At 76.4% G+C, this 20,850-nt stretch carries 19 protein-coding genes; 9 read left to right on the forward strand and 10 right to left on the reverse strand.

Annotated features, from left to right (window positions below; translation table 11 throughout):
* Positions 1–119: 119 nt before the first annotated feature.
* The 3 genes from Cpa01nite_RS07040 to Cpa01nite_RS07050 all read left to right on the forward strand — a co-directional run bounded on the left by Cpa01nite_RS07040 (position 120) and on the right by Cpa01nite_RS07050 (position 3,011).
* Positions 120–1,154: a LacI family DNA-binding transcriptional regulator gene (locus tag Cpa01nite_RS07040; protein ID WP_203668098.1), complete on the forward strand. Its 1,035-nt coding sequence runs from the start codon at positions 120–122 to the stop codon at positions 1,152–1,154.
* Positions 1,155–1,266: 112 nt separating this feature from the next.
* The gene (locus tag Cpa01nite_RS07045) at positions 1,267–2,307 is read left to right on the forward strand and encodes an LLM class flavin-dependent oxidoreductase (RefSeq protein WP_203668034.1); all 1,041 of its coding nucleotides are present in this window, start codon (positions 1,267–1,269) and stop codon (positions 2,305–2,307) included.
* Positions 2,304–3,011 (forward strand): NADPH-dependent F420 reductase, encoded by a 708-nt coding sequence (locus Cpa01nite_RS07050; RefSeq protein ID WP_203668035.1) that lies wholly within the window; start codon positions 2,304–2,306, stop codon positions 3,009–3,011. Before Cpa01nite_RS07045 ends, Cpa01nite_RS07050 begins: the two co-directional genes overlap by 4 nt.
* Before the next feature lie 96 nt (positions 3,012–3,107).
* On the opposite strand, the gene Cpa01nite_RS07055 is transcribed toward Cpa01nite_RS07050, so the two are convergent.
* Together Cpa01nite_RS07055 and Cpa01nite_RS07060 are read right to left on the reverse strand one after the other, a co-directional pair.
* On the reverse strand, positions 3,108–4,367 hold the full coding sequence (locus Cpa01nite_RS07055; protein ID WP_203668036.1) for a glycosyltransferase family 2 protein: 1,260 nt from the start codon (positions 4,365–4,367) through the stop codon (positions 3,108–3,110).
* Positions 4,364–5,488 (reverse strand): hypothetical protein, encoded by a 1,125-nt coding sequence (locus tag Cpa01nite_RS07060; RefSeq protein WP_203668037.1) that lies wholly within the window; start codon positions 5,486–5,488, stop codon positions 4,364–4,366. The genes Cpa01nite_RS07055 and Cpa01nite_RS07060 overlap by 4 nt, the downstream gene beginning before the upstream one ends.
* 119 nt (positions 5,489–5,607) lie before the next feature.
* Between Cpa01nite_RS07060 and Cpa01nite_RS07065 the strand changes: the two genes are divergently transcribed.
* The 4 genes from Cpa01nite_RS07065 to Cpa01nite_RS07080 are packed head-to-tail and all read left to right on the forward strand — an operon-like array spanning position 5,608 to position 9,708.
* Positions 5,608–6,777 carry a glycosyltransferase family protein gene (locus Cpa01nite_RS07065; RefSeq protein WP_203668038.1) on the forward strand — a complete coding sequence of 390 codons (1,170 nt, stop codon included), beginning with the start codon at positions 5,608–5,610 and terminating at the stop codon, positions 6,775–6,777.
* Positions 6,774–7,889: a glycosyltransferase gene (locus Cpa01nite_RS07070; RefSeq protein WP_203668039.1), complete on the forward strand. Its 1,116-nt coding sequence runs from the start codon at positions 6,774–6,776 to the stop codon at positions 7,887–7,889. The genes Cpa01nite_RS07065 and Cpa01nite_RS07070 overlap by 4 nt, the downstream gene beginning before the upstream one ends.
* Positions 7,886–8,902 carry a glycosyltransferase gene (locus tag Cpa01nite_RS07075; protein WP_203668040.1) on the forward strand — a complete coding sequence of 339 codons (1,017 nt, stop codon included), beginning with the start codon at positions 7,886–7,888 and terminating at the stop codon, positions 8,900–8,902. The genes Cpa01nite_RS07070 and Cpa01nite_RS07075 overlap by 4 nt, the downstream gene beginning before the upstream one ends.
* Positions 8,899–9,708 (forward strand): glycosyltransferase family 2 protein, encoded by an 810-nt coding sequence (locus Cpa01nite_RS07080; RefSeq protein WP_203668041.1) that lies wholly within the window; start codon positions 8,899–8,901, stop codon positions 9,706–9,708. Before Cpa01nite_RS07075 ends, Cpa01nite_RS07080 begins: the two co-directional genes overlap by 4 nt.
* A gap of 13 nt (positions 9,709–9,721) precedes the next feature.
* On the opposite strand, the gene Cpa01nite_RS07085 is transcribed toward Cpa01nite_RS07080, so the two are convergent.
* From Cpa01nite_RS07085 to Cpa01nite_RS07110, 6 genes are all read right to left on the reverse strand, one after another.
* Complete coding sequence (locus Cpa01nite_RS07085) at positions 9,722–10,975, reverse strand: glycosyltransferase family 4 protein (protein WP_203668042.1); 1,254 nt, start codon at positions 10,973–10,975, stop codon at positions 9,722–9,724.
* 166 nt (positions 10,976–11,141) lie between these two features.
* Positions 11,142–11,828, reverse strand: a complete 687-nt coding sequence (locus Cpa01nite_RS07090) for a DUF624 domain-containing protein (protein WP_203668043.1) — start codon at positions 11,826–11,828, stop codon at positions 11,142–11,144.
* The gene (locus tag Cpa01nite_RS07095) at positions 11,825–13,189 is read right to left on the reverse strand and encodes an arabinan endo-1,5-alpha-L-arabinosidase (RefSeq protein WP_203668044.1); all 1,365 of its coding nucleotides are present in this window, start codon (positions 13,187–13,189) and stop codon (positions 11,825–11,827) included. Before Cpa01nite_RS07095 ends, Cpa01nite_RS07090 begins: the two co-directional genes overlap by 4 nt.
* Positions 13,186–14,046: a carbohydrate ABC transporter permease gene (locus tag Cpa01nite_RS07100; protein ID WP_203668045.1), complete on the reverse strand. Its 861-nt coding sequence runs from the start codon at positions 14,044–14,046 to the stop codon at positions 13,186–13,188. Before Cpa01nite_RS07100 ends, Cpa01nite_RS07095 begins: the two co-directional genes overlap by 4 nt.
* A gap of 12 nt (positions 14,047–14,058) precedes the next feature.
* Complete coding sequence (locus Cpa01nite_RS07105) at positions 14,059–15,045, reverse strand: carbohydrate ABC transporter permease (RefSeq protein ID WP_239068601.1); 987 nt, start codon at positions 15,043–15,045, stop codon at positions 14,059–14,061.
* A gap of 77 nt (positions 15,046–15,122) precedes the next feature.
* Complete coding sequence (locus Cpa01nite_RS07110) at positions 15,123–16,472, reverse strand: ABC transporter substrate-binding protein (protein ID WP_203668046.1); 1,350 nt, start codon at positions 16,470–16,472, stop codon at positions 15,123–15,125.
* Between the two features lie 285 nt (positions 16,473–16,757).
* Between Cpa01nite_RS07110 and arfA the strand changes: the two genes are divergently transcribed.
* Both arfA and Cpa01nite_RS07120 read left to right on the forward strand, forming a co-directional pair.
* On the forward strand, positions 16,758–18,266 hold the full coding sequence (gene arfA, locus Cpa01nite_RS07115; RefSeq protein WP_203668047.1) for an arabinosylfuranosidase ArfA: 1,509 nt from the start codon (positions 16,758–16,760) through the stop codon (positions 18,264–18,266).
* Positions 18,259–19,344: an arabinan endo-1,5-alpha-L-arabinosidase gene (locus Cpa01nite_RS07120; RefSeq protein ID WP_239068602.1), complete on the forward strand. Its 1,086-nt coding sequence runs from the start codon at positions 18,259–18,261 to the stop codon at positions 19,342–19,344. Before arfA ends, Cpa01nite_RS07120 begins: the two co-directional genes overlap by 8 nt.
* 94 nt (positions 19,345–19,438) lie before the next feature.
* On the opposite strand, the gene Cpa01nite_RS07125 is transcribed toward Cpa01nite_RS07120, so the two are convergent.
* Complete coding sequence (locus Cpa01nite_RS07125) at positions 19,439–19,993, reverse strand: GNAT family N-acetyltransferase (RefSeq protein WP_203668048.1); 555 nt, start codon at positions 19,991–19,993, stop codon at positions 19,439–19,441.
* Positions 19,990–20,826, reverse strand: a complete 837-nt coding sequence (locus Cpa01nite_RS07130) for an HAD family hydrolase (protein WP_203668049.1) — start codon at positions 20,824–20,826, stop codon at positions 19,990–19,992. Before Cpa01nite_RS07130 ends, Cpa01nite_RS07125 begins: the two co-directional genes overlap by 4 nt.
* Between the last annotated feature and the right edge of the window lie 24 nt (positions 20,827–20,850).

Here is a 20,850-nt window from a genome sequence, read left to right on the forward strand (position 1 = left end):
ACGGCGCGCCGCGCCCCTACGCTGGGGCGCGGCGCGCCGCCGTCGGGGCGGCGGACCGCGCGCGACGTGACCGAGGAGGTGGACCGGTGGCCGGGAGGCGACGCCAGGCGGGCGTGACCATGCAGGACGTCGCGGCGATCGCCGGGGTGTCCATCAAGACGGTCTCGAACGTCATCAACGGGTACCCGTACATCCGCCCCGGGACCAAGGAGCGGGTCGAGGCCGCGATCGAGCAGCTCGGCTACCGGGTGAACCTGTCGGCGCGGAACCTGCGGCAGGGCCGGACCGGGATGATCGGGCTCGCCGTGCCGGAGCTGAGCCTGCCGTACTTCGCCGAGCTCGCGGACTCCGTCATCCGGGCCGCCGAGCGCCGCGGCGTCATCGTGCTCATCGAGCAGACGAACGCGAGCCGGGAGCGGGAGCTCGAGGTGCTGCACGGCCAGCGGCGGCACGTCACGGACGGGCTGATCTTCTCGCCGCTCGCGCTGGGCACCGAGGACCGCGCGGCGTTCGCGGTCGACTTCCCGATGGTGCTGCTCGGCGAGCGGATCTTCGGCGGCCCCGCCGACCACGTGACGATGAGCAACGTCGAGGCCGCCCGCGCCGCCACCCGGCACCTGCTCGAGACCGGCCGGCGCCGGATCGCGCTGATCGGGTCGCACGAGGGCGAGACCGTGGGCAGCGCCGCCCTGCGCCAGCGCGGGTACGAGCAGGCGCTCGCGGAGGCCGGCCTGCCGGTCGACCCGGCCCTGCTCGGCGAGGCGGGGCTGTGGCACCGGTCGACCGGCGCCGAGGCGATGGCGCGGATGCTGGACGCCGGCACCGAGGTCGACGCCGTGTTCGGGCTCAACGACGCCCTGGCCATCGGCGCGCTGCACGTCCTGCACGCCCGCGGCGTCACCGTCCCGGACGAGGTCGCGGTCATCGGGTTCGACGACATCGAGGACGCGGCGTACGCGTCGCCGCCGCTGTCGTCGGTGGCGCCGGGGCGGGAGCAGATCGCGCAGACCGCGGTGGACCTGCTGCTGGCGCGGATCGCCGGGACGGCGCCGGACGAGCACGTCGAGGTGATCACGGACTTCGCGGTCGTGCCGCGGGAGTCGACGGTCGGCGCGGTGCGCCCCGCGGCGGCCGCGAGCCCGGTCGTCGCCTGACCGGACCGGGCCCGGCCCGCGCCGCCGGCGGGGCGGAATCGTCGCGAGTGGTTGAGTGTTCAACGAACATCGCGCACGATGGGTGCCGACGACGACCCGGGAGGACCCCGTCATGACCGCCCTGCAGCTCGGCCTCGACACCTTCGGCGACCTGCCGACCGACGACGCCACCGGCCGCGTCCTGTCCCACCCCGAGGCGATCCGCCGCGTGCTGGACGAGGGCGTGCTGGCGGACCAGGTCGGCCTGGACGTCATCGCCCTCGGCGAGCACCACCGCCCCGACTTCGCGCTGTCCTCGCCGGAGACCGTGCTGGCCGGCCTCGCCACCCGCACCGAGCGGATCCGGCTGGCCTCGGGCGTCACCGTGCTCAGCTCCGACGACCCGGTGCGCGTGTTCCAGCGGTTCGCCACCGTCGACGCGCTGTCCGGCGGGCGCGCGCAGGTGATGCTCGGCCGCGGGTCGTTCACGGAGTCGTTCCCGCTGTTCGGCTTCGACCTGCAGGACTACGAGGTCCTGTTCGAGGAGAAGATCGAGCTGTTCGCGCAGCTGCTCCGCGAGGAGCCGGTGACCTGGTCGGGCACGACCCGCGCGCCCCTGGCCGGCGCCGACGTCTACCCGAAGACGGTCGGCGGGCTGGAGACGTGGGTCGGCGTCGGCGGGTCGCCGCAGTCGGTCGTCCGCGCCGCGCACTACGGGCTGCCGCTCATGCTCGCGATCATCGGCGGCGAGCCCGACCGGTTCCGGCCGTACGTCGACCTGTACCGGCGGGCCACCGACCAGCTCGGCACCGCCGCCGGCCGGGTGGGCGTGCACTCGCACGGCCTGGTCGCCGAGACCGACGAGGCGGCGCTCGAGGCGTACTACGGCCCGTACAAGCAGATGCGCGACGCCATCGGCGCCGACCGGGGCTGGCCGCCGCTGCGCCGGGCGGAGTTCGACGCCGAGGTCGCGCACGGCTCGCTGTACGTGGGCTCGCCGGAGACGGTCGCCCGCAAGATCGCGCGCACCGTGTCCGGCCTCGACGTCAGCCGGTTCGACCTCGTCTACACCGGCGGGCCGCTGCGGGTCAGCGACCGCCTGCGCGCGGTCGAGCTGATGGGGACCCGCGTCGCGCCGATGGTGCGCGACCTGCTCGCCGAGGACGCCGCGTGACGGCGCGCACCGTCGGCATCCTCGGGGCGGGCAAGGTCGGCACCGTGCTCGCCCGGCTCGCGGTGGCCGCCGGGTACGACGTCGCGATCGCCGGCTCGGGGGACCCCGAGCGCATCCGGCTCATCGTCGAGGTGCTGGTGCCCGGCGCCCGGGCCGTCGACGCCACGGAGGCGGCGCGCGCCGACCTGGTCGTGCTGGCGCTCCCGCTCGGGCGGCTGCCGCAGGTGGTCGAGCGGGCGGGAGACCTGCTGGCCGGGCGGCTCGTCGTCGACGCGATGAACTACTGGTGGGAGACGGACGGCGAGCGCCCGGACCTCGCCGACCCCGCGGTCGCGACCAGCGCGCTCGTGGCCGAGGCCCTGCCCGGCGCGCGGGTCGTGAAGGCGTTCAACCACATGGGGTACCACGACCTCGACGAGGGACCCCGGCCCGCCGGGACGCCCGGGCGGCGGGCGATCGCGGTCGCGGCGGACGACGCCGCGGCGGCCACCGAGGTCGCGGCCTTCGTGGACGCGCTGGGCTTCGACCCGGTGCCCGCGGGGACGCTCGCGGACAGCGTCGCGCTGCAGCCGCACGCCGAGGCGTTCGGGGCGAACGAGGACGCCGGGACGCTCGCCGCGGTGCTGGCGCGGTTCCCGGCGACGGAGCGCGGGGCGCTCGTGGCCGCGGCCCGGGCAGCGGCGGCGGTGGACGCCGCGGGCTGACCTCGGCCCGCCACCGGTCGAGTGGACGATCTGGCGCGACACGCGTCGGCGTGTCGGGCCAGATCCTCCACTCGTCGGGTCGTCGCGGGCCCGCGGTCACCAGCCGCCGAGATAGGCCTCGAGGTCCGGCTCGTCCGTCAGGGGCGTGAGGCCGTCCGCGGGGGCCGTCGCGCGCGGGAACAGGTCCTCCCGGCCCCACCGGCGCTCGCGGGCGGCGGCCCGACGGGAGACGACCCGCAGCAGCGGCGCGCCGTCGTCCCCGAGCAGGGCGAGCTCGCCCAGGCCCTCGACGGCCACCCGCTCCACGGCCGCTGCCACGGCCCCGGAGCCGTCGGCGACCAGCGGCCGCTCCAGCACGACGTCGAGGCGGACGCGGTCGTACCGGTCGTCGTCCGCGTGCCCGTCGTCCGGCGCCGGGACCGCGCCCGGCAGCCCGGCCAGCACCGAGTCGACGCCCACGAACCGCTGCGCCGGGGAGGCGTGGCCGGCGGGCGGGTGCACCAGCACGTCCGCCCGCGCCGACGGCAGCCCCCGCGGCCGCGACCCCGGCACCGGCACGAGGTCCGCGAGCCGCAGCGCCTCGGCGTTCTTGCCCGCGCGCGACGCGCCGTCCCGGCCGGACCAGTCGGGGCCGTCGTGCCACGCGACGGCGTCCGGGACGTGCGCGAGCACCGCGCCCGCGAGCCAGGCCCGGTACGTCCACTCCCAGTCCTCGCCGCCGTACGCCGCGAACCCCTCGTCGAACCCGCCGACCTCCGCGAACAGCGCGCGGCTGCACGCCGTGACCGCGCCGATGACGTACCGGTAGGACCGGTCGTCGACCTGGCGCAGGTCGCCGGTCCGGCGGTAGGCGTCGACGAGCCACGCGGGCTCGGGCAGCTCGCGCTCCGGACCGAGCCGCTCGACGGGCGCGTCGGGCGGCGCGTCCGCGAGGTCGGCGTGCCGGCGGCGGCCCACCGCGACGCAGTCGGGCGCCAGCGCCGGCAGCCGGGTCAGGGCCCGCAGGTAGCCGGGCTCCGGGGCGGTGTCGGCGTCGAGGAAGGCCAGGACGTCGCCGGTCGCGGCGGCCGCGCCCAGGTTCCGGGCCGCGGCCGCGCGGAACCCGCGGTCCTCCTGGCGCAGCAGGCGCACGCCGTCGGGCACCCGGGGCGGCACGGGCGACCCGTCGTCCACCACGATCACCTCGGTGCGGTCCGCCGGGTGGTCCTGCCGGGCGAGCGCGCGCAGCGTGCGGTCGAGCTCGGCCTGCTGGTCGTAGTGCACGACGACGACCGAGACCGTGGGCGGGACGTCGGGGACGACGCCGTCGAGCAGGTCCCAGCGGTTGCCGGGCAGCGGCCGGCCGGCGGGGGTCATGCGGCGGCCCCGGGCCGCCCGTCGGCGGGGCGCCCGTCGGCCCCCGCCCCCGTGCCCCACCAGGCCAGGTACGCCGCCGCCACGTCCGTGAGCGTCGGTGCGAGGCCGGCGCCGGGCGGCAGGGCCGTCGACGCCGGGTCGGCCCAGGCCCGCGCCAGGTACGCCGGCAGGTCCGCCGCCGGGTACGTCGCGAGCGTGCCCGGGCGCAGATCGGCCATCTCCCGGGCGTACCGCGAGTCGACGACCAGCGGCCGGCGGCCGGCCTCCCCCCAGTCCAGCAGGGTGCGCGACGCGGACAGGTGCTGGTGCGAGGCGACGGGGATCCCCGGCCCGCGCAGCGCCGCGCGGAACGCGTCGTCGTCCAGCCCGCCCGTGACCCGCAGCGCGACGCCGAGCCGGTCGGCCTCGGCGCGCAGCCGGTCCACCTCGTCCTCGTGCCCGGGGGAGGGCCCGCCGACCGCGACGACCGCGACCTCGCCGGGCGGGGTGCCGGCGGCGCGGAGCAGGTCCGCCGCGGCGGCGACCGCGCGCACGACGTCGTCGTGGCCCTTGCCGGGGTAGAGGAAGCCGGCGACGAGGGCGACGAGCGGCGCGCCGGGCGCGGGCCGGTCCGCCGGGGCGGGGGCGGTCGCCGTGGCGGCGTCGTCGGCGGCGGCCGGGGCGGCGTCCGCCGACCCCAGCGGGATCACGTGCGCCCGCCCCGCCGGCGCCACCCCGTGCTCGACGAGCAGCTGCTCCTCGTGCCGGCTGTTCACCGCGACGCCGTCCGCGGCCGCGACCACCCGCGCGTACGCGCCGGCCCGCCGCGGCAGGTTCCGCGCGCCGTCCGACTCCTGCGGCACGTCGTGCAGCGTGACGGTGAGGCGGCACGCCGCGGCCACCCGCTCCACGAGGTCCGCCGCGTCCTCCGGCGACCCGGCGAGCAGCCGGTCGGTCACGTGCAGGTGCGCGCGGCCGAGCCCGGCCGCGGCCGCGGGCAGGTCGGCGGGGTCGTCGACGCGGAGCGCACCCGCGCCCGGGTCGAGCGCCCGGACGCGCGCCGCCACGTCCGCGGCGTAGCGGGCGACGCCGTGCCTCGGGTGGCCCGTCAGGAGCAGCGCGGGGGTGTCGGTCCTGGTCATCGCCGCAATCGTGGTCGAGTCGCGGGAAGGCGGCAACCGCGCCACACTCCGAGGACCACCGCGTCGCCGCGCTGCTCGGGGACCGGGTGGCGCGACGCCCGCCACGACGAAGGGACCGCATGTCGCACCTCCTGGCACCGGCGGCGGACGCCCCGTGGCCGACGACGGGCCGTCGCGCCGTGCGGGTCGCCTCCGTGCCGGCCGGGCACCCGTACGTCGCCAGGGTCACCGCCGCCACGGGCCTCGAGGTGCTGCCGGACCCGACCCCGCCCGGCGCCGAGCCGGGGCGCTGGTGGCCGCCGGTGGTGCTGGACCCGGCGTGGGTGGGGGCGCACGCGGGCGACGCGGACGTGCTGCACGTGCACTTCGGGACCGAGTCGTTCGCCCCCGAGCACCTGGCGCGCACGCTCCGGGCCGCGCGGGACGCGGGCTGGCCGGTCGTGCTCACCGTGCACGACCTGGAGCACCCGCAGCTCACCGACCAGTCGGGGTACCGCGCGCAGCTCGACGTGCTCGTGCCGGGCGCGGACGCGCTCGTGACGCTGACCCCGGGGGCGGCGGCGGAGATCCGGGCGCGCTGGGGGCGGGACGCGCTGGTCGTGCCGCACCCGCGGCTGCTGGGCGACGCGTCCGCCGCGGCGCACGCCACGGACCCCGCGCCGAGGGACGCCCCCGGCCCCGGCGCCGAGCGGGTCGTCGGCCTGCACCTCAAGGACCTCCGCCCGAACGTCGACGCCGTGGGCGCGACGAGCGCGCTGCTGGCCGCGGTGGCGGACCTGCGGTCGTCGGGCGTCCCGGTGCGGGCCGAGGTGCGGCTGCACCGCCGCGTGCGGGACGAGGCGGCCCGCGACGAAGTCCGCGCGCTGTGCGCCGGGGCGCGCCCGGGCGTGGTCGACCTCGTCGAGCACGAGCGCCTCGACGACGACGCCCTCGCGGCGGCGCTCGCGGGGCTCGACGCCTGCGTGCTGCCCTACGCGCACGGCACGCACTCCGGCTGGCTGGAGCTGTGCTGGGACCTCGGCGTCCCGGTCGCCGCGCCCGCCGTCGGGTACTACGCCGAGCAGCACCCCGACGGCTCGGTCGTCACGTCCGGCCCGGTCGGCGACGCGGCGGGGCTGGCCGCGGCGCTCGGCGCGCTCCTCGGCGACCCGGCGTCGACCCGACCCGGCACCGCCGCCCGAGCGGCGCTGGTCCGCGACCGCCGCCACGCCCGGCTCGCGGACGACGCGGCCGCGGCCGAGCGGCACGCCGCGCTGTACCGCGGCCTGCTCGCGGGGCGGACCCGGTGACCGCCCGCCTGCGCGTCGTGGTCGTCGCGCCGCTCCGGTTCCCGATCCGGCAGCCGCACGCCGGCGGCCTGGAGTCGGCCGTGTGGAACGAGGTGCGCACGCTGCGCGCCCGGGGCCACGAGGTCTCGCTGATCGCGGTCGAGGGGTCGGACTTCCTGGACGGCGGGCCCACCGAGTTCGCCCTGCCGACGCTCGACTGGCCGGCGGGCGCCCGCGCCACCGACTCGCACTACCCGGACGCGTACCTGGAGCGGTCGGTGCCGGCGCTCGACCGCGCGCTCGACGTGGTCGCGCGCCACCCGGACCGCTACGACGTGATCTCGAACCACTGCCTGCACGGGCTGCCGCTGCGCCGGGCCGCCGCGCTCGGCGTGCCGATGGTGTCGACGCTGCACACCCCGCTGGAGGCCGAGCTCGTCGAGGCGGTGTCCCACGCCCGGGACACCCGGTTCCTCGCGGTGAGCGCGCACACCCGGCGCGAGTGGGCGCGGGCCGGCGTCGACGCGACGGTGCTGCCCAACGGGATCGACGCGGGCGACTGGCCGCTCGGTCCCGGTGGCGACGGGCTGGTCTGGTCCGGCCGGCTGGTGCCCGAGAAGGCGCCGCACCTGGCGATCGCCGCGGCGCGGCTGCTGGGCCGCGAGCTGACCATCGCCGGCCGGGTCGGCGACCGCGTGTACGCGGAGGAGCACGTGCTGCCGCACGTCGGCGAGGGCGTGCGCTACGTCGGCCTGCTGGGTCAGCCCGAGCTCGCGACGCTGATCGGCCGCAGCGCGGTCGCGCTCGGCACGCCGGTGTGGGAGGAGCCGTTCGGGCTGGTCGGGCCGGAGGCGCTGATGTGCGGCACCCCGGTCGCGGCGTTCGGCGCGGGCGGCATCCGGGAGATCGCCCGCACGGCGACCGGCATGACGGCGGTGCCGCGCGGCGACGTCGACGGCCTGGCCCGCGCGGCGGAGGCGCTGGCGGCACGGTCGTCGGCCGAGCCCGGGTTCCGGGCCCGGGTCCGGGACGCGGCGCGTCGGCACTACGGGCTCGACGCTCGCACCGACGCGCTCGAGCAGGTGTTCCGCGCGCTGGTCGCCCAGCGGCCGACCGCCGGGCTGATCGCGTGACACGCCGCACCGTCGCCTGGTACGTCCACCACCACGGGCTGGGCCACCTCGGGCGGCTGCGCGCGATCGCCCCGCACCTGGACGCCGACGTCGTCGCGCTGAGCTCGCTGCCCGAGCCGGAGGGCCTGCCCCCGCACGTCGACTGGGTGCGGCTGGACCGGGACGACGAGCCGGTCGCGGGTCGCCGGCCCGCGGACGCCGACCCCGCCGTGGGCGGTCTGCTGCACTGGGCGCCGCTGCTGCACCCGGGGCACCGGGGGAGGCTCGCGCGGATCGCCCGCGAGCTCGACGCGCGCGGGGCGGCTGCGGTCGTCGTGGACGTGTCGGTCGAGGTCACGCTGCTCGCCCGCCTGCTCGGCGTGCCGCCGGTGGTCGTGGCGCAGCCCGGCGTGCGCGACGACGAGCCGCACGCGCTCGGCCTGCGCGCCGCGGCCCGGGTGCTGGCGCCGTGGCCCGACGGGGTGGTGCCCGCCGCGCACCTGGAGCCGGTCCGGGACCGCGTGGTGTTCACCGGTGGGATCAGCCGGTTCGAGGGCCGGGTGCCGTCCGCCGTCGAGCGCGCGGGCGTGCTGGTGCTCGGCGGCCGGGGCGGCTCGGACGTCACCGCGGCGCACGTCGACGCCGCCGCGCGCGCGACGCCGGGTCGCCTGTGGACCGCGCTCGGTGCGGGCGCGGGCTGGTCGGACGACCCGTGGCACGCCCTCACGGCCGCGGACACCGTGGTGTCGTTCGCCGGGCAGAACTCGGTCGCCGACCTGGCCGTCGCGGGCGCCCGCGCCGTCGTCGTGCCGCAGGACCGGCCGTTCGACGAGCAGGCCGTCACCGCACGGGCCCTGGCCCGCGCCGGGCTCGCCGTCGTCGAGCCCGCGTGGCCGGACCCCGGGCGCTGGCCCGAGGTCCTCGACCGCGCCGCCGCCCTGCAGCCGGACTGGTCGGTGTGGGGGACCGCCGGCGCCGCGGCGCGCGCGGCGGAGGCGATCGACGGCGTCGCGCGGCGCGGGGGCCTGTCGTGACCGCCGGGCGGCGGGCCGTCGTGACGCTCTGCTCGGCGCCGCGCGTCGACCACCTGCGCCGGCAGCTCGCGGCCGTCCGCCGGGACCCGTCCGTCCTGACCGTCGTGGTCTGGGTCGGCGCGGACGAGCCGCCGACGCTCGACGCCGACGAGGTGCTCCGGGTCCCGCCCGGCCCGGACGGGCTGCGGCTGGCGGCGGCGCGGAACGCGGGCGCCGACCGGGCCGTGGCGCTCGGCGCCGACCTGCTGGTGCTGCTGGACGCGGACTGCGTGCCCGGGCCCGCGCTCCTCGACCGGTACGCCGCCGCGGCCGCCGCGCACCCCGGCGCGGTGCTGTGCGGGCCGGTCACCTACCTGCCGCCCGGCGCGGACGTCGACGACCCGGCGGCCCTCGCGGCGGCCACCGCCCCGCACGCCGCCCGGCCCGCGCCGGCGGACGGCGCGGTGCAGCTCGCCGGGCCGGACGAGCACGACCTGTTCTGGTCGCTGTCCTTCGCGCTCACCGCTCGGTGCTGGGCCGACGGCCCGCGGTTCGACGAGGGGTACGAGGGGTACGGCGGCGAGGACACCGACTTCGGCTACGCCCTGCGCGCGGCCGGGGTGCCGCTGGCCTGGGTCGGCGGGGCGCACGCGTACCACCAGCACCACCCGACGAGCAGCCCGCCCTGGCAGCACCTCGACGACGTCCTGCGCAACGGCGCGCGGTTCGCGCGGCGCTGGGGCCGGTGGCCGATGGAGGGCTGGCTGCGGGCGTTCGCGGAGGCGGGCGCGGTCCGCTGGGACGGCGGCACCTGGCGCCGCGCCTGACCCGCGGCGCGCGTCAGGCGTGCACGGGGCCCAGGAGGTCGTCCGCCGCGTCGAGCAGGTCCGCCGCGACCGGGTCGGCCGTCCAGTGCTCCGCGCCCGCCGCCGCGCGGGCACCCAGCGAGGCCGCGAGCACCGGGTCCTCCAGCAGCCGCAGCAGCGCCCGCGCCAGCGCCGCCGGGTCCGCCGGCGGCACCATGAGGGCGTCCTCTCCGTCGGTGCAGAAGTCGTCGTAGCCGCTGCCGGTGGTGACGACCACGGCCGCGCCGATCGCCTTGGCCTCGAGGGCGGCGTTGCCGAACCCCTCCCAGCGGGACGGGCACATGGTCACCGCCGCCTCGCGGACCGCCCGGTACAGGGTGTCGTCGTCCACGTGCCCGAGCCAGGTGACGCGGTCCCGGGCCTCCGCGGGCAGGGCGGCGAGCAGCGCCGCACGGTCGGGCTCGAACCGGCGGTCCCCGCTCGCCCCTGCGAGCACCAGGCGCGCCGTCGGGTGCCGCCGCGCGACCTCCGCGAACGCCGCGAAGGCGTCCGTGACGCCCTTGCGCCGCTCGAGCCGCCCCAGGAACAGCACCATCGGGTCGTCGCCCGCGGGCCAGCCCGCCGGCAGCGCGGCCGTCCCCGCGGCGCGCCGCACGTGCGCGACGTCGATGCAGTTCCGGACGACCCGCGCGGGCGGCAGGCCGGCGAACGCCTCCTCGGTCCACCGCTGCATCGCGCCCGAGATCGGCACCAGCCCCGCCGACCGGCGCACCTGCCGGTCCTCGAGCCGGCTCTGCACCGCGACGACCGCGCCGCCGCGCAGCCCGAACGAGCGCGGCGTGAACCCGGCGACCTCGTTCGCGAGCCGCGTGCTCGTGGCCAGGTTCGTCAGCAGCGGGGCGCCGGCCGGCAGCGCGACCCCGAGCGCGGCCCACTCCGGCAGGAACACCCGGTCGTAGCCGCCCGCGCGGTACGCGCGCCGCACCGCGGCCGCCCGCGCGAGCAGCGCGGGCACCCGGGCGCGGGGCGGCCGGACGTGCCCGGCGAGCCGCACGCCGCGCAGGTCGGCGTCCGGCAGCAGCGGGCCGTCCGCGAGCACGAGCAGGTCGACCGCCGCGCCCTGCCGCACCAGCGCCGGGAGCAGGGACGCGTAGTGCCGCCCGATGCCGCCCGTGTACGGGGTGAGCCCGGCGTACTCGGTCGTCGCGACGAGCCAGCGGCCGCGGGTCGGCCGCGCGGCGGGGGCGGACGGGGTCGCGGGGGTGCTCAGGTGCAGGTCGGGGGCCACGGCCCCATGCTGACCGACCCGGCGGCGCCCCGCCCGTCGACCGCCCCGCCCCGGTCCACCCTGGTCCCGCTCGGTGGCGTCGGGTGGAGCGTTCTGCCCGACACGCTTCGGCGAGTCGGGCAGAACTCTCCACTCGACGCCTGTCGGCGGCAGCGGCGGCCGGAGGTCAGGCGCTCGGCGTGCCGTCGATCGCGTCCAGGCGGCGGTCGACGACCACGCCCGTCAGGAGCACCGCCGCCGACGCGCCCAGGAGCGGGAGCAGCGGGGTCAGGTGCCAGCCGGCGAACGCCAGCGCCCCGAGGGTGACCAGCACGGCCAGCGCGGTCCCGGGCGAGGCCGCCGGCGCGAGCAGCAGGAACCGCCACGTGCGGCCGAACGGCTCGTCGTACCGGCGCAGCGCGGCGAGGAACCACGCGCCGACCACCAGCACGCCCGAGCCGAGCGCGAGCAGCCCCGCGGCGGCGACGGCGGCGGGCCCGGTCCCTGCACCGGACGCGAGCAGCGGCAGCGCGAGCGCGTCCGCGGCCAGGACGGCGCCGACGACCAGCAGCGGCCAGCCCAGCCGGTTCGCCCGCCGGAAGCCCTCGCGGTACGCCGCCCCGAACGCGCGCGTCACCGACTCCGGCGGGTCCCCGGCCGCCATCGCCGCGAGCACGGCCGACGCGGCGCCGAGCGCGGGCAGCACGCCCAGCACCACCCCGCCGAGCAGGGTGCCCGTCAGCACCAGCAGGTTGACCGCGACCAGCCGCGCGGCCGTGCGCAGCCAGCGCATGACCGCGCCGGCCCAGCCGCCGACGTCCTCGCCGCCCTCGTGCACGGGCACGCGGCGGCGCGCCTCCGTCGCGGCGCTCACCGGTCTGCCCCCACCCGGGTGCCGACCGTCACCACGCCGGTCGCGGTGTCGAGGGCCGCGCCGGCGAGGGTGGCCCGCCCGCGCACGGCGTCCCAGGCCGGGAACACCACGGCTTCCACGGGCGCGGACGCCCCGTCCCACGAGAACCGCCCTCGTCCCAGTGCCCGCGCACCTGCGGGACCGTCGGGCCCGACCGCCCGCGTCGCCGACGCCGCGAACGCGTCGCCGCGCGTGAACCCCACCACCTCCCACGTCCCCGCCAGCTCGCCGACCGACGACGGCCACGCGGCCTCGTCGTCGACCTCGCGGCCGGCGCCCGCCCACGGCTGCGGCGACACCAGCGGCCAGCCACCGGCCGTCCAGGCGAGCCGGCGGACCTGCACCTCGTGCTTGGCGGGGTCGTCGGCGTCGCGCACGTGGTGCACGAGCAGCTGCCGTGCGCCACCGCTCGCCAGCGGCTCGGTCAGCACCGACGCGTGCCCGGGCGCCAGCCAGCCGCGCCCGCCGGCCAGCCGGTGCCCGCCCAGCACGACGCTGCCCACGGGGTCGGCCGCGACGTCGGTGGCGGAGCGGCCCCGGACGTCCGCGTACGGCCCGGTCACGGACGGCCCCGCGACGACGCGCAGGTGGTACGTGCCGAACAGGGAGTCGAACGACGTGAGCAGCGCGTACCCGCCGCCGGGCCGGGGGAGCACGAAGGCCCCCTCGACCGCGGCCTCGACGGCGTGCGGCCGCCGCGCGAGCAGCACCCCCGGCCCCGCCGACGGCCCGTCCGCGCCCAGCACCAGCCCCGACGCCGCGTCGAGCTCGAGCGCGTGGATCCCGCCGAAGAACGAGCCGTAGACGAGCCAGTGCCGCCCGTCGCCGTCGACCACCGCGTTCGCGTCGATGGCGTTCGGGCCGTCGGCGTCGTGCCGGCTGGTCACGACCAGCCCGCGGTCGGCCCACGGCCCGGCCGGGTGCGGCGCGGTGGCCAGGCCGATCGCGGAGGTCCGCGACCCGAACGTCGACGCCGAGTAGTACATCCGCCACCGGGCGTCGTCCGGCACCGGCACGGCGTCGGGCACCCGGACCACGTCCGGCGCCCACAGCCCCGACGCCCCCGACCACGCGGCGGCGACGGCCGGCACCCCGGCCAGCGCCCAGCCGTGGAAGGTCCAGGTCACCAGGTCGCTCGACCGCCGGACCTGCACGCCGGCCCGGGGCAGCGGCCCGTCGCCGGACGCGTCGGTGGAGAACAGCCAGTACGTGCCGTCGTCGTCGCGCACGGCGGTCGGGTCGTGCGCGTGCCGCCCGCCCCACGCCGCGGCCTCGCCGAGCGCGGCGGCTCCGACCGCGGCCGCGGCCTGCGTCGCCGTCATCCCTTCGCCCCCGTCAGCGCGACCGACTCGATGATCTGCCGCTGGAAGATCAGGAACACGACCAGGATCGGCAGCAGCGCCACGAACGACGCCGCCATGATCAGCGGGTAGTCGCGCTGCGTGGCGTACTCGACGTTGAGGTTGGCGATGACCACCTGCAGCGTCTGCTTGGACTCGGTGTTCAGGTAGAGGATCGGCGCGAGGTAGTCGTTCCAGATCGTCATGAACCAGAGGATGAACTGCGCCGCGATGGCCGGGCGGATGAGCGGGAAGATCATCCTCCGGAAGATCTGCAGGTAGGACGCCCCGTCGATCTTGGCGGCCTCGACCATCGAGTCGGGGACGCTGGACAGGTACTGCCGCAGGAAGAAGATCATCACGATGTTGCCGAACAGCAGCGGCACGATGAGCGGCAGCAGGGTGTCGACCCAGCCGATCTTCGAGAACATCACGAACTGCGGGATCATCAGCGTCGGGAACGGGATCATGAGCCCGGCCAGCAGGCCGAGGAAGATGGCGTTCTTGAACGGCAGCCGCATCTTCGCCAGCGCGAACGCGGCGAGCGACGACGTGACCGACCCGACGACCGTGACGGTGCCGGCGACGACGATGCTGTTCCGGAAGCCCGACAGGATCGGCGCCTCGGTCCACATGCGCACGAACGTGTCCCACTGCGGGGACTCGGGGATCCACACCGGGGGCAGCGCGAACACCTCGCCCTTGGTCTTGAGGGCGGTGGTGGCCATCCACAGCAGCGGCGCGATCATGACGACCGCGCCGAGGGCGAGCACCACGAGCAGGACGGTGTTGACGAGGCGGTTCTGCGCGGCGGCGCCCCGCGGGGTCGTACGAGACATGACGGCGGCCCTTCAGTCGATGCTGAACGAGTTGCGCCGGTTCAGGCGGAACTGGATCAGCGTGACGACGAAGACGATCAGCCCGAGCACGACGGCCATCGCCGTGGCGTAGCCCATCTGCTGGTACTTGAACGCCTTGCGGACGATGTAGTAGACGATCGACGCGGAGCTGAACTCGGGCCCGCCGGTCGGCGTCATGATGTTGATCTCGGTGAAGATCTGCGACCCCGCGATGACGTTGGTGACGACGAGGAAGAACGTCACCGGCCGCACCATCGGCAGCGTGATCCACCGGAAGCGGTGGTAGCCGTTCGCGCCGTCGAGCGAGGCCGCCTCGTAGAGCGACCGCGGCACGGACTGGATGGCGGCCAGGTACAGCAGCATCGAGTACCCGAGGCCCTTCCAGACGGCCATGATGATGATCGCCGGCTTCACGGTGGCGGTGTTCTGCAGCCAGTCGGGGCCGTCGATCCCGAACCACGCGAGCACCTGGTTCACGAGGCCGAAGTCGCCGTTGTAGGCGAACTGCCAGACGATCGCGATGGCGGCCAGGGACGAGATCACCGGCACGTAGTAGATGGTGCGGAACGCGGTCTGCCCGGGGATCTTCCGGTTCAGCGCGATCGCCAGCAGCAGCGCCAGCACCAGGCCGATCGGGATCCCGATCATGTAGAACGCGGTGTTCCACAGCGTCTTGAGGAAGTACTCGTCGCCGAGCAGGGCCGTGTAGTTGTCCAGCCCGATGAACTGCGGCGCGGTCAGGCCGTTCCACCGGGTCAGCGAGGCGTACAGCGCGTAGCCGAGCGGGTACAGCGTGAACACGAGGAACCCGAGCACGGGCGCGGCGACGAACGCGGCGGCCCAGCGGTGCTCGGTGCGGTGCAGGCGGCGCATGGCCGCCCGGGCGCCCGGCGCGGACCGGCCGTCGTCGCCCGGCGGGACGACGCCGGCCGCGGGTGCGGCGGGGACGGGGGTGGGTTCGGCGGTGATCCGTGACATCCCGGTGCTCCTTCACGGGTGGCCCCGCCGCGCCGGCCCGCCCGAGGAGCGGCGCCGGCGCGACGGGGGAGCGGGGCTCAGGCCCCGCCCGCCATCTCGGCGTTGGCGTTGGACTCGTCGAGCAGCGCCTGCATCTTGGGCTGCGCCTCCGCGAGGTAGTCCGCCGCGGTCTGCTTGCCGTCGAGCACCGGCTGGATGTTCACCCAGAGCTCGTCGTACCACTCGGCCCCGTAGGTGAAGGAGGCGGGCATCGCGCGGCCGTAGTCCTGCACGATGTCGAGGAACTCCTGGCGGTTGGCCGGCTGTGCGTCCGGTGCCGACGCCCACTCCTGCGCCACGTCGATCAGGTTCGGGATCTGGATGTTCGCGTCGACCAGCGTCTGCTGCGCGTCCGGGTCGGCGGACAGGTAGGTCGCCAGCTGCACCGCGGCGTCGGGGTCGGCCGACGTGGCGGAGACGCCGATGCCCAGCGAACCGATCCAGGTGGCCGACTCGCCGGTGCTGCCGGCGGGCCAGGGGATCAGGTCGTACTCGAAGTCGAGGTCGTTGTAGACGCTGACGTCCCACGGCCCGACCGGGAAGAAGCCGATCTCGCCGGCCATCCACCGCTGGTAGGTGTCGAGGGTCGCGGCCTCGGACGCGGACGGGGTGACGCCGTCGACGTTGGTCAGGTCCGCGAAGTACTGCAGGGCCTCGGCGAACTCGGGGGTGTCGACGGTGACCTCGGTGCGGTCCTCGTTCGTCCAGTCGCCGCCGTTGCTCCACACCATCGACTGCAGGTTCCACTGCACGTTGAGGCCGGTGCCCCACTGGTCGAGCGCACCGTCGCCGTCGGTGTCGACGGTGAGCTGCTTCGCGATGTCCCGGAACTCGTCGAACGTCAGCGGGACGTCCGGGTCGGGCAGCGGGATGCCCGCGGCCTCGAGCATCGTCTTGTTGTAGCCGAACGCGAACGGGCCGACGTCCTTCGGCAGGCCGTACAGCCGGCCCTCGGGCGTGCCCTGGAGCGTCCCGTCGAACCGGTAGGAGTCGACGCCGTACTCCCAGAGGTCGTCGAGGTCGACGCCGGCCTCCTCGACCTGGTCGGTGATGTCCAGCAGCACGCCGGAGCCGACGTAGGACTGCAGGTTGGCCTGCTCGATGTAGAACACGTCGGGCACCTTGTTGCCGGACACGGCCGCCTGGAGCTTGGTGGCGTACTGGTCGGCGTCCGTCACGGTCATGCGGACCTCGACGCCGGTGTCCTCGGTGAACTTGTCGATCGCGGCCTGGTACGCGGCCTTCTCGTCCGGGCCGCCCCGGAACATGAACGTCAGGGCGTCGCCGCCGCCGCTCGAGTCGTCGCCTCCGCCGCCGGTGCCGCACGCCGTCAGGGCGAGCGCCCCGGCGAGGGCCAGGGCCGTCGCCCGCAGGGTCTTGGTGGTCATCGCGCCGTTGCCTCCACTCGTGGACCGGGCGAGGTCGAGCGCGCGCCGGTGCCGCCGTCGGTGGCGGACCGGGTTCGAGGGCGGCTCTGACCTCGTGTTCTACATCGTTGCACTACAACGATGGAGAGAGTGGCACGCGTCACGCCGGGCGGTCAAGCAACGGTTTGGTCACGGTCGGGGGCGGGTGGGTGAGCGTCGAGGTGCGATGGTTGACGGGCTCCGCCGGCGCGGGGCACGATCGGCCTACAACGATGTAGACATGGACAGCGAAGGAGCTGCGCCCCCATGACCACCGTCACCCTCACGATCGACCCGGCGTTCCGGGTCGGCCCGGTCCGCCGCCGCACGTTCGGCGCGTTCGTCGAGCACCTCGGCCGCTGCGTCTACACCGGCATCCACGACCCGGAGCACCCCTCCGCCGACGCCGACGGGTTCCGCGGCGACGTCATCGACCTGACCCGCGAGCTCGGTGTCTCGACGGTGCGCTACCCGGGCGGCAACTTCGTCTCCGGCTACCGGTGGGAGGACGGCGTCGGCCCGCGCGACCAGCGGCCCCGCCGGCTCGACCTGGCGTGGCACTCGACCGAGCCGAACCTGGTCGGCGTCGACGAGTTCATGCGGTGGACGAAGGCCTCCGGCACCGAGGCGATGATGGCCGTCAACCTCGGCACGCGCGGCGTCCAGGAGGCGCTCGACCTGCTGGAGTACTGCAACGTCAGGGGCGGCACCGCGCTGTCCGACCAGCGGCGCGCGAACGGCGCCCCCGAGCCCTACGACATCAAGCTCTGGTGCCTCGGCAACGAGATGGACGGCCCCTGGCAGATCGGGCACAAGACCGCGCACGAGTACGGCCGGCTCGCCGCCGAGACCGCCCGCGCCATGCGGATGATCCAGCCCGACCTGGAGCTCGTGGCGTGCGGCTCGTCCGGCGTGCCGATCCCGACGTTCGGCCAGTGGGAGCAGACGGTGCTCTCCGAGACCTACGAGTACGTCGACATGATCTCGGCGCACGCGTACTACGCCGAGGAGGACGGCGACCTCGGTTCGTTCCTGGCCTCGGCCGTCGACATGGACCACTTCATCGACTCGGTGACGGCGGTGGCCGACGGCGTCCGCGCGCACAAGAAGATCGCGAAGCGGATCCACATCTCGTTCGACGAGTGGAACGTCTGGTACCAGAAGCGCGCCGAGTCGGTGCCGCCGTCGGGCGACGACTGGCCGGTGGCGCCCGTGCTGCTCGAGGACAAGTACAACGTCGCCGACGCGGTCGTGGTCGGCAACCTGCTGATCTCGCTGCTCCGGCACACCGACCGGGTGCACTCCGCGTCCCTCGCCCAGCTGGTCAACGTGATCGCGCCGATCATGACCGAGCCCGGCGGCCGGATCTGGAGGCAGACGACGTTCCACCCGTTCGCGCAGGCGTCGCAGTACGCGACCGGCGAGGTGCTGCAGGTGGCCGTCGAGGCGCCGACGTACGAGACCGCCAAGTTCGGCGACGCCCCGCTGGTCGACGCCGTGGCGACCCGGGACCCGGAGACCGGCGCTGTCGCGCTGTTCGCCGTCAACCGGTCGACGACCGAGACGGTGACCCTCGAGGTCGACACCCGGTCGATCCCCGGGCTGCGGGTGGTCGGCGCCACCACGCTGTCCAACCCGGACCACACCTGGGTCGCCACCGCGGACGACGACACCGCCGTGCTGCCCCGGGCCAACGACTCCGCGACGGTCGACGGCGGGCGGCTCACCGTCCAGGTGCCGCCGGTGTCGTGGAACGTCGTCCGGCTCGGTGCCTGACGGCGCTGCCGCCGCCGGCGCCCCGCCGTCCCGTCCCCGCCGCCGCGGCCTGCTGGTCGCGGCGGCGGTGATGGCCGTCGCGCTCGCGGCGGCCGGGGGCGTGGCGGTCGCGGCGCGCGCCGGGGCCGAGCCCGCGGCCACGGACCTCCCGGTCGCGGGCGACGTCGGCGTCCACGACCCGGCGCTGGTCGTCGGCGAGGGCGACGACCCCTGGTACGTGTACTCGACCGGCGACGAGCGGGAGAACGCCGGCGCCGTGCAGGTCCGCCGGTCGACCGACCGCGGCGCGACGTGGGAGTACGTCGGCACCGCGTGGGGGCCGTCGGACGCCCCGCGGTGGGCCCAGGAGGCCGTGCCGGGGGTCGTGAACTACTGGGCGCCCGAGCTCCACGAGCACGACGGCACCTGGTACCTCTACTACGCGGCGTCGACGTTCGGGTCGAACCGGTCGGTCATCGGCCTGCGCACCAGCCCCACCCTCGACCCCGACGACCCGGACTACGGCTGGGTGGACCGGGGCGAGGTGTGGCGGTCCGAGCCCACCGACGGCTACAACGCGATCGACCCCGGCATCGTGGAGGACGCCGACGGCACGCCCTGGCTGGTGTTCGGGTCGTACTGGTCGGGGATCCAGGTGGTCGAGCTGGCCTGGCCGGACGGGCTGCCCGCGGCGGGCACGACGCCGGTCGGGCTCGCGAGCCGGCTGTCCGCGCCGCACGCGATCGAGGCGCCGTACGTCGTCGAGCACGACGGCTGGTACTACCTGCTGGTCTCCCAGGACGCGTGCTGCCAGGGCACCGACTCGACCTACCGGATCGCGGTCGGGCGGTCGCGGGACGTCACCGGGCCGTACGTCACGCGGGACGGCACGGACCTGCTGCTCGACGGCGGGGACGTCCTGCTGGAGTCGGCCGGGGACCGGGTGGGCCCGGGCGGGCAGTCGGCGTCGCGCGGCGTGCTGGCCTACCACTACTACGACGCGGCCACGGGCGGGACCCCGACGCTGGGCCTGCGCGAGATCGCCTGGGACGCCGAGGGCTGGCCGGTGCTGGCGACCGCGGACGAGCAGCCGGGCTGACCGGTCGGGCCCGCCGACCGGGTCCCAGTGGAGCGTTCTGCCCGGCACGCCGGTGCGTGTCGGGCAGAACGCTCCACTCGAGCGGGCGTGCGGGTCAGAGCGCGCGGTGCAGGACCAGGTCGTGGTGCACCTGGTCGCCGACCTGGAACGTGCGCTCGCCGACGACCTCGAAGCCCGACCGCCGGTAGAACGCCTGCGCGCGGAGGTTCTCGCCGTTGACGCCGAGCCAGATCCCGGCGGCGTCCCGCGCGCGGGCGGCGTCCAGGCTCGCGGCCATCAGCGCCGCGGCCACCCCGCCGCCGTGCCGGCCGGGCAGGACGTAGCACTTGCTGAGCTCGACGGTCGGGCGCAGCGGGACGGCCGCGGCGACCTCGGCGGCGTACGGCTCGCCGGCGACCAGCATCGTGTAGCCGACCAGCGCGCCGTCCTCGTCGGCGACCAGCAGGTCCCGGGTCGGGTCGGCGAGGTAGGCCCCGAAGTGCTCCTCGGTGAGGTTCGCGCCGATGAACGCGGCGTGGTCCTCGGGCGTCGACGACGGCGGGCACGCGAGCGGGAACGTCGCGGCGGCCAGGTCGGCGAGCGGCCCGGCCTCGTCGGGGCGCGCGGCGCGGACCTCCGGCGGGTCCGCCGCGGCACCGGCGGCGGTCACCGGGCGCCCCAGCGCGACCGGATCGCCCGGCGCGCGGTCCGCACGACGAGGCCCAGCACCCAGGCCGACCCCGCGATCGTCGCCGCGTCCACCCCGCGCCGCGTGGCGTTGCGGCGGCCGCGGAACTCGCGCATCGGCCAGCCGACCTCCGCCGCGTGCTTGCGCAGGCGGCCGTCGGGGTTGATGGCGCAGGGGAAGCCGACCTCGGACAGGATCGGCACGTCGTTCGTCGAGTCGCCGTACGCGAACGACCGCTCCAGGTCCAGGCCCTCGCGGTCGGCCAGCGCCCGGACGGCCTCGGCCTTGGCCCGGCCGTGCAGCAGGTCGCCGACCAGCCGGCCGGTGTAGAAGCCGTCCTTGTGCTCGGCGATCGTGCCGAGCGCCCCCGTCGCGCCGAGCCGGCGGGCGATGATGTCGGCGATCTCGGTCGGCGTGGCCGTCACCAGCCACACCTCGTGCCCGGCGCGCAGGTGCTGGTCCAGCAGGCGCTGCGTGCCCGGGAAGATCCGCAGGGACAGCACCTCGTCGTAGATGTCTTCGGCGATCGCGACCACCTCGGCGACCGAGCGGCCGTGCATGATCTCGAGCGCGCGCTGGCGCACCTCGTCGATCTGCTGCCGGTTCTCGCCGAACGTCAGGTAGCGGATCTGGTGCACCGCGAACCGCACGATGTCCGCGCGCTGGAAGAACCCGCGGCGGTACAGGCCGACGGCCAGGTGGAACGAGCTCGCCCCCCGGATGATCGTGTTGTCCACGTCGAAGAAGGCGGCGACCCGGCCCACCGGCGCCGTCGGCGCGGGCGCGCCGGTCGAGGGCTCGGTGGGATCGGGCACGCGGCCACTGTAGCCACCGACCTA

It is taken from the genome of Cellulomonas pakistanensis (genome assembly GCF_016862755.1).
GTDB classification, from domain to species: Bacteria; Actinomycetota; Actinomycetes; order Actinomycetales; family Cellulomonadaceae; genus Cellulomonas; species Cellulomonas pakistanensis.

Excerpts from the sequence above, each read along its gene's own strand:
- Cpa01nite_RS07040 (WP_203668098.1), top strand. The coding sequence starts at position 120 with ATGCAGGACGTCGCGGCGATCGCCGGGGTGTCCATCAAGACGGTCTCG.
- Cpa01nite_RS07045 (WP_203668034.1), top strand. The coding sequence starts at position 1,267 with ATGACCGCCCTGCAGCTCGGCCTCGACACCTTCGGCGACCTGCCGACC.
- Cpa01nite_RS07055 (WP_203668036.1), bottom strand. The coding sequence starts at position 4,367 with ATGACCCCCGCCGGCCGGCCGCTGCCCGGCAACCGCTGGGACCTGCTC.
- Cpa01nite_RS07060 (WP_203668037.1), bottom strand. The coding sequence starts at position 5,488 with ATGACCAGGACCGACACCCCCGCGCTGCTCCTGACGGGCCACCCGAGG.
- Cpa01nite_RS07065 (WP_203668038.1), top strand. The coding sequence starts at position 5,608 with ATGTCGCACCTCCTGGCACCGGCGGCGGACGCCCCGTGGCCGACGACG.
- Cpa01nite_RS07095 (WP_203668044.1), bottom strand. The coding sequence starts at position 13,189 with ATGACGGCGACGCAGGCCGCGGCCGCGGTCGGAGCCGCCGCGCTCGGC.
- Cpa01nite_RS07100 (WP_203668045.1), bottom strand. The coding sequence starts at position 14,046 with ATGTCTCGTACGACCCCGCGGGGCGCCGCCGCGCAGAACCGCCTCGTC.
- Cpa01nite_RS07105 (WP_239068601.1), bottom strand. The coding sequence starts at position 15,045 with ATGTCACGGATCACCGCCGAACCCACCCCCGTCCCCGCCGCACCCGCG.
- Cpa01nite_RS07110 (WP_203668046.1), bottom strand. The coding sequence starts at position 16,472 with ATGACCACCAAGACCCTGCGGGCGACGGCCCTGGCCCTCGCCGGGGCG.
- arfA (WP_203668047.1), top strand. The coding sequence starts at position 16,758 with ATGACCACCGTCACCCTCACGATCGACCCGGCGTTCCGGGTCGGCCCG.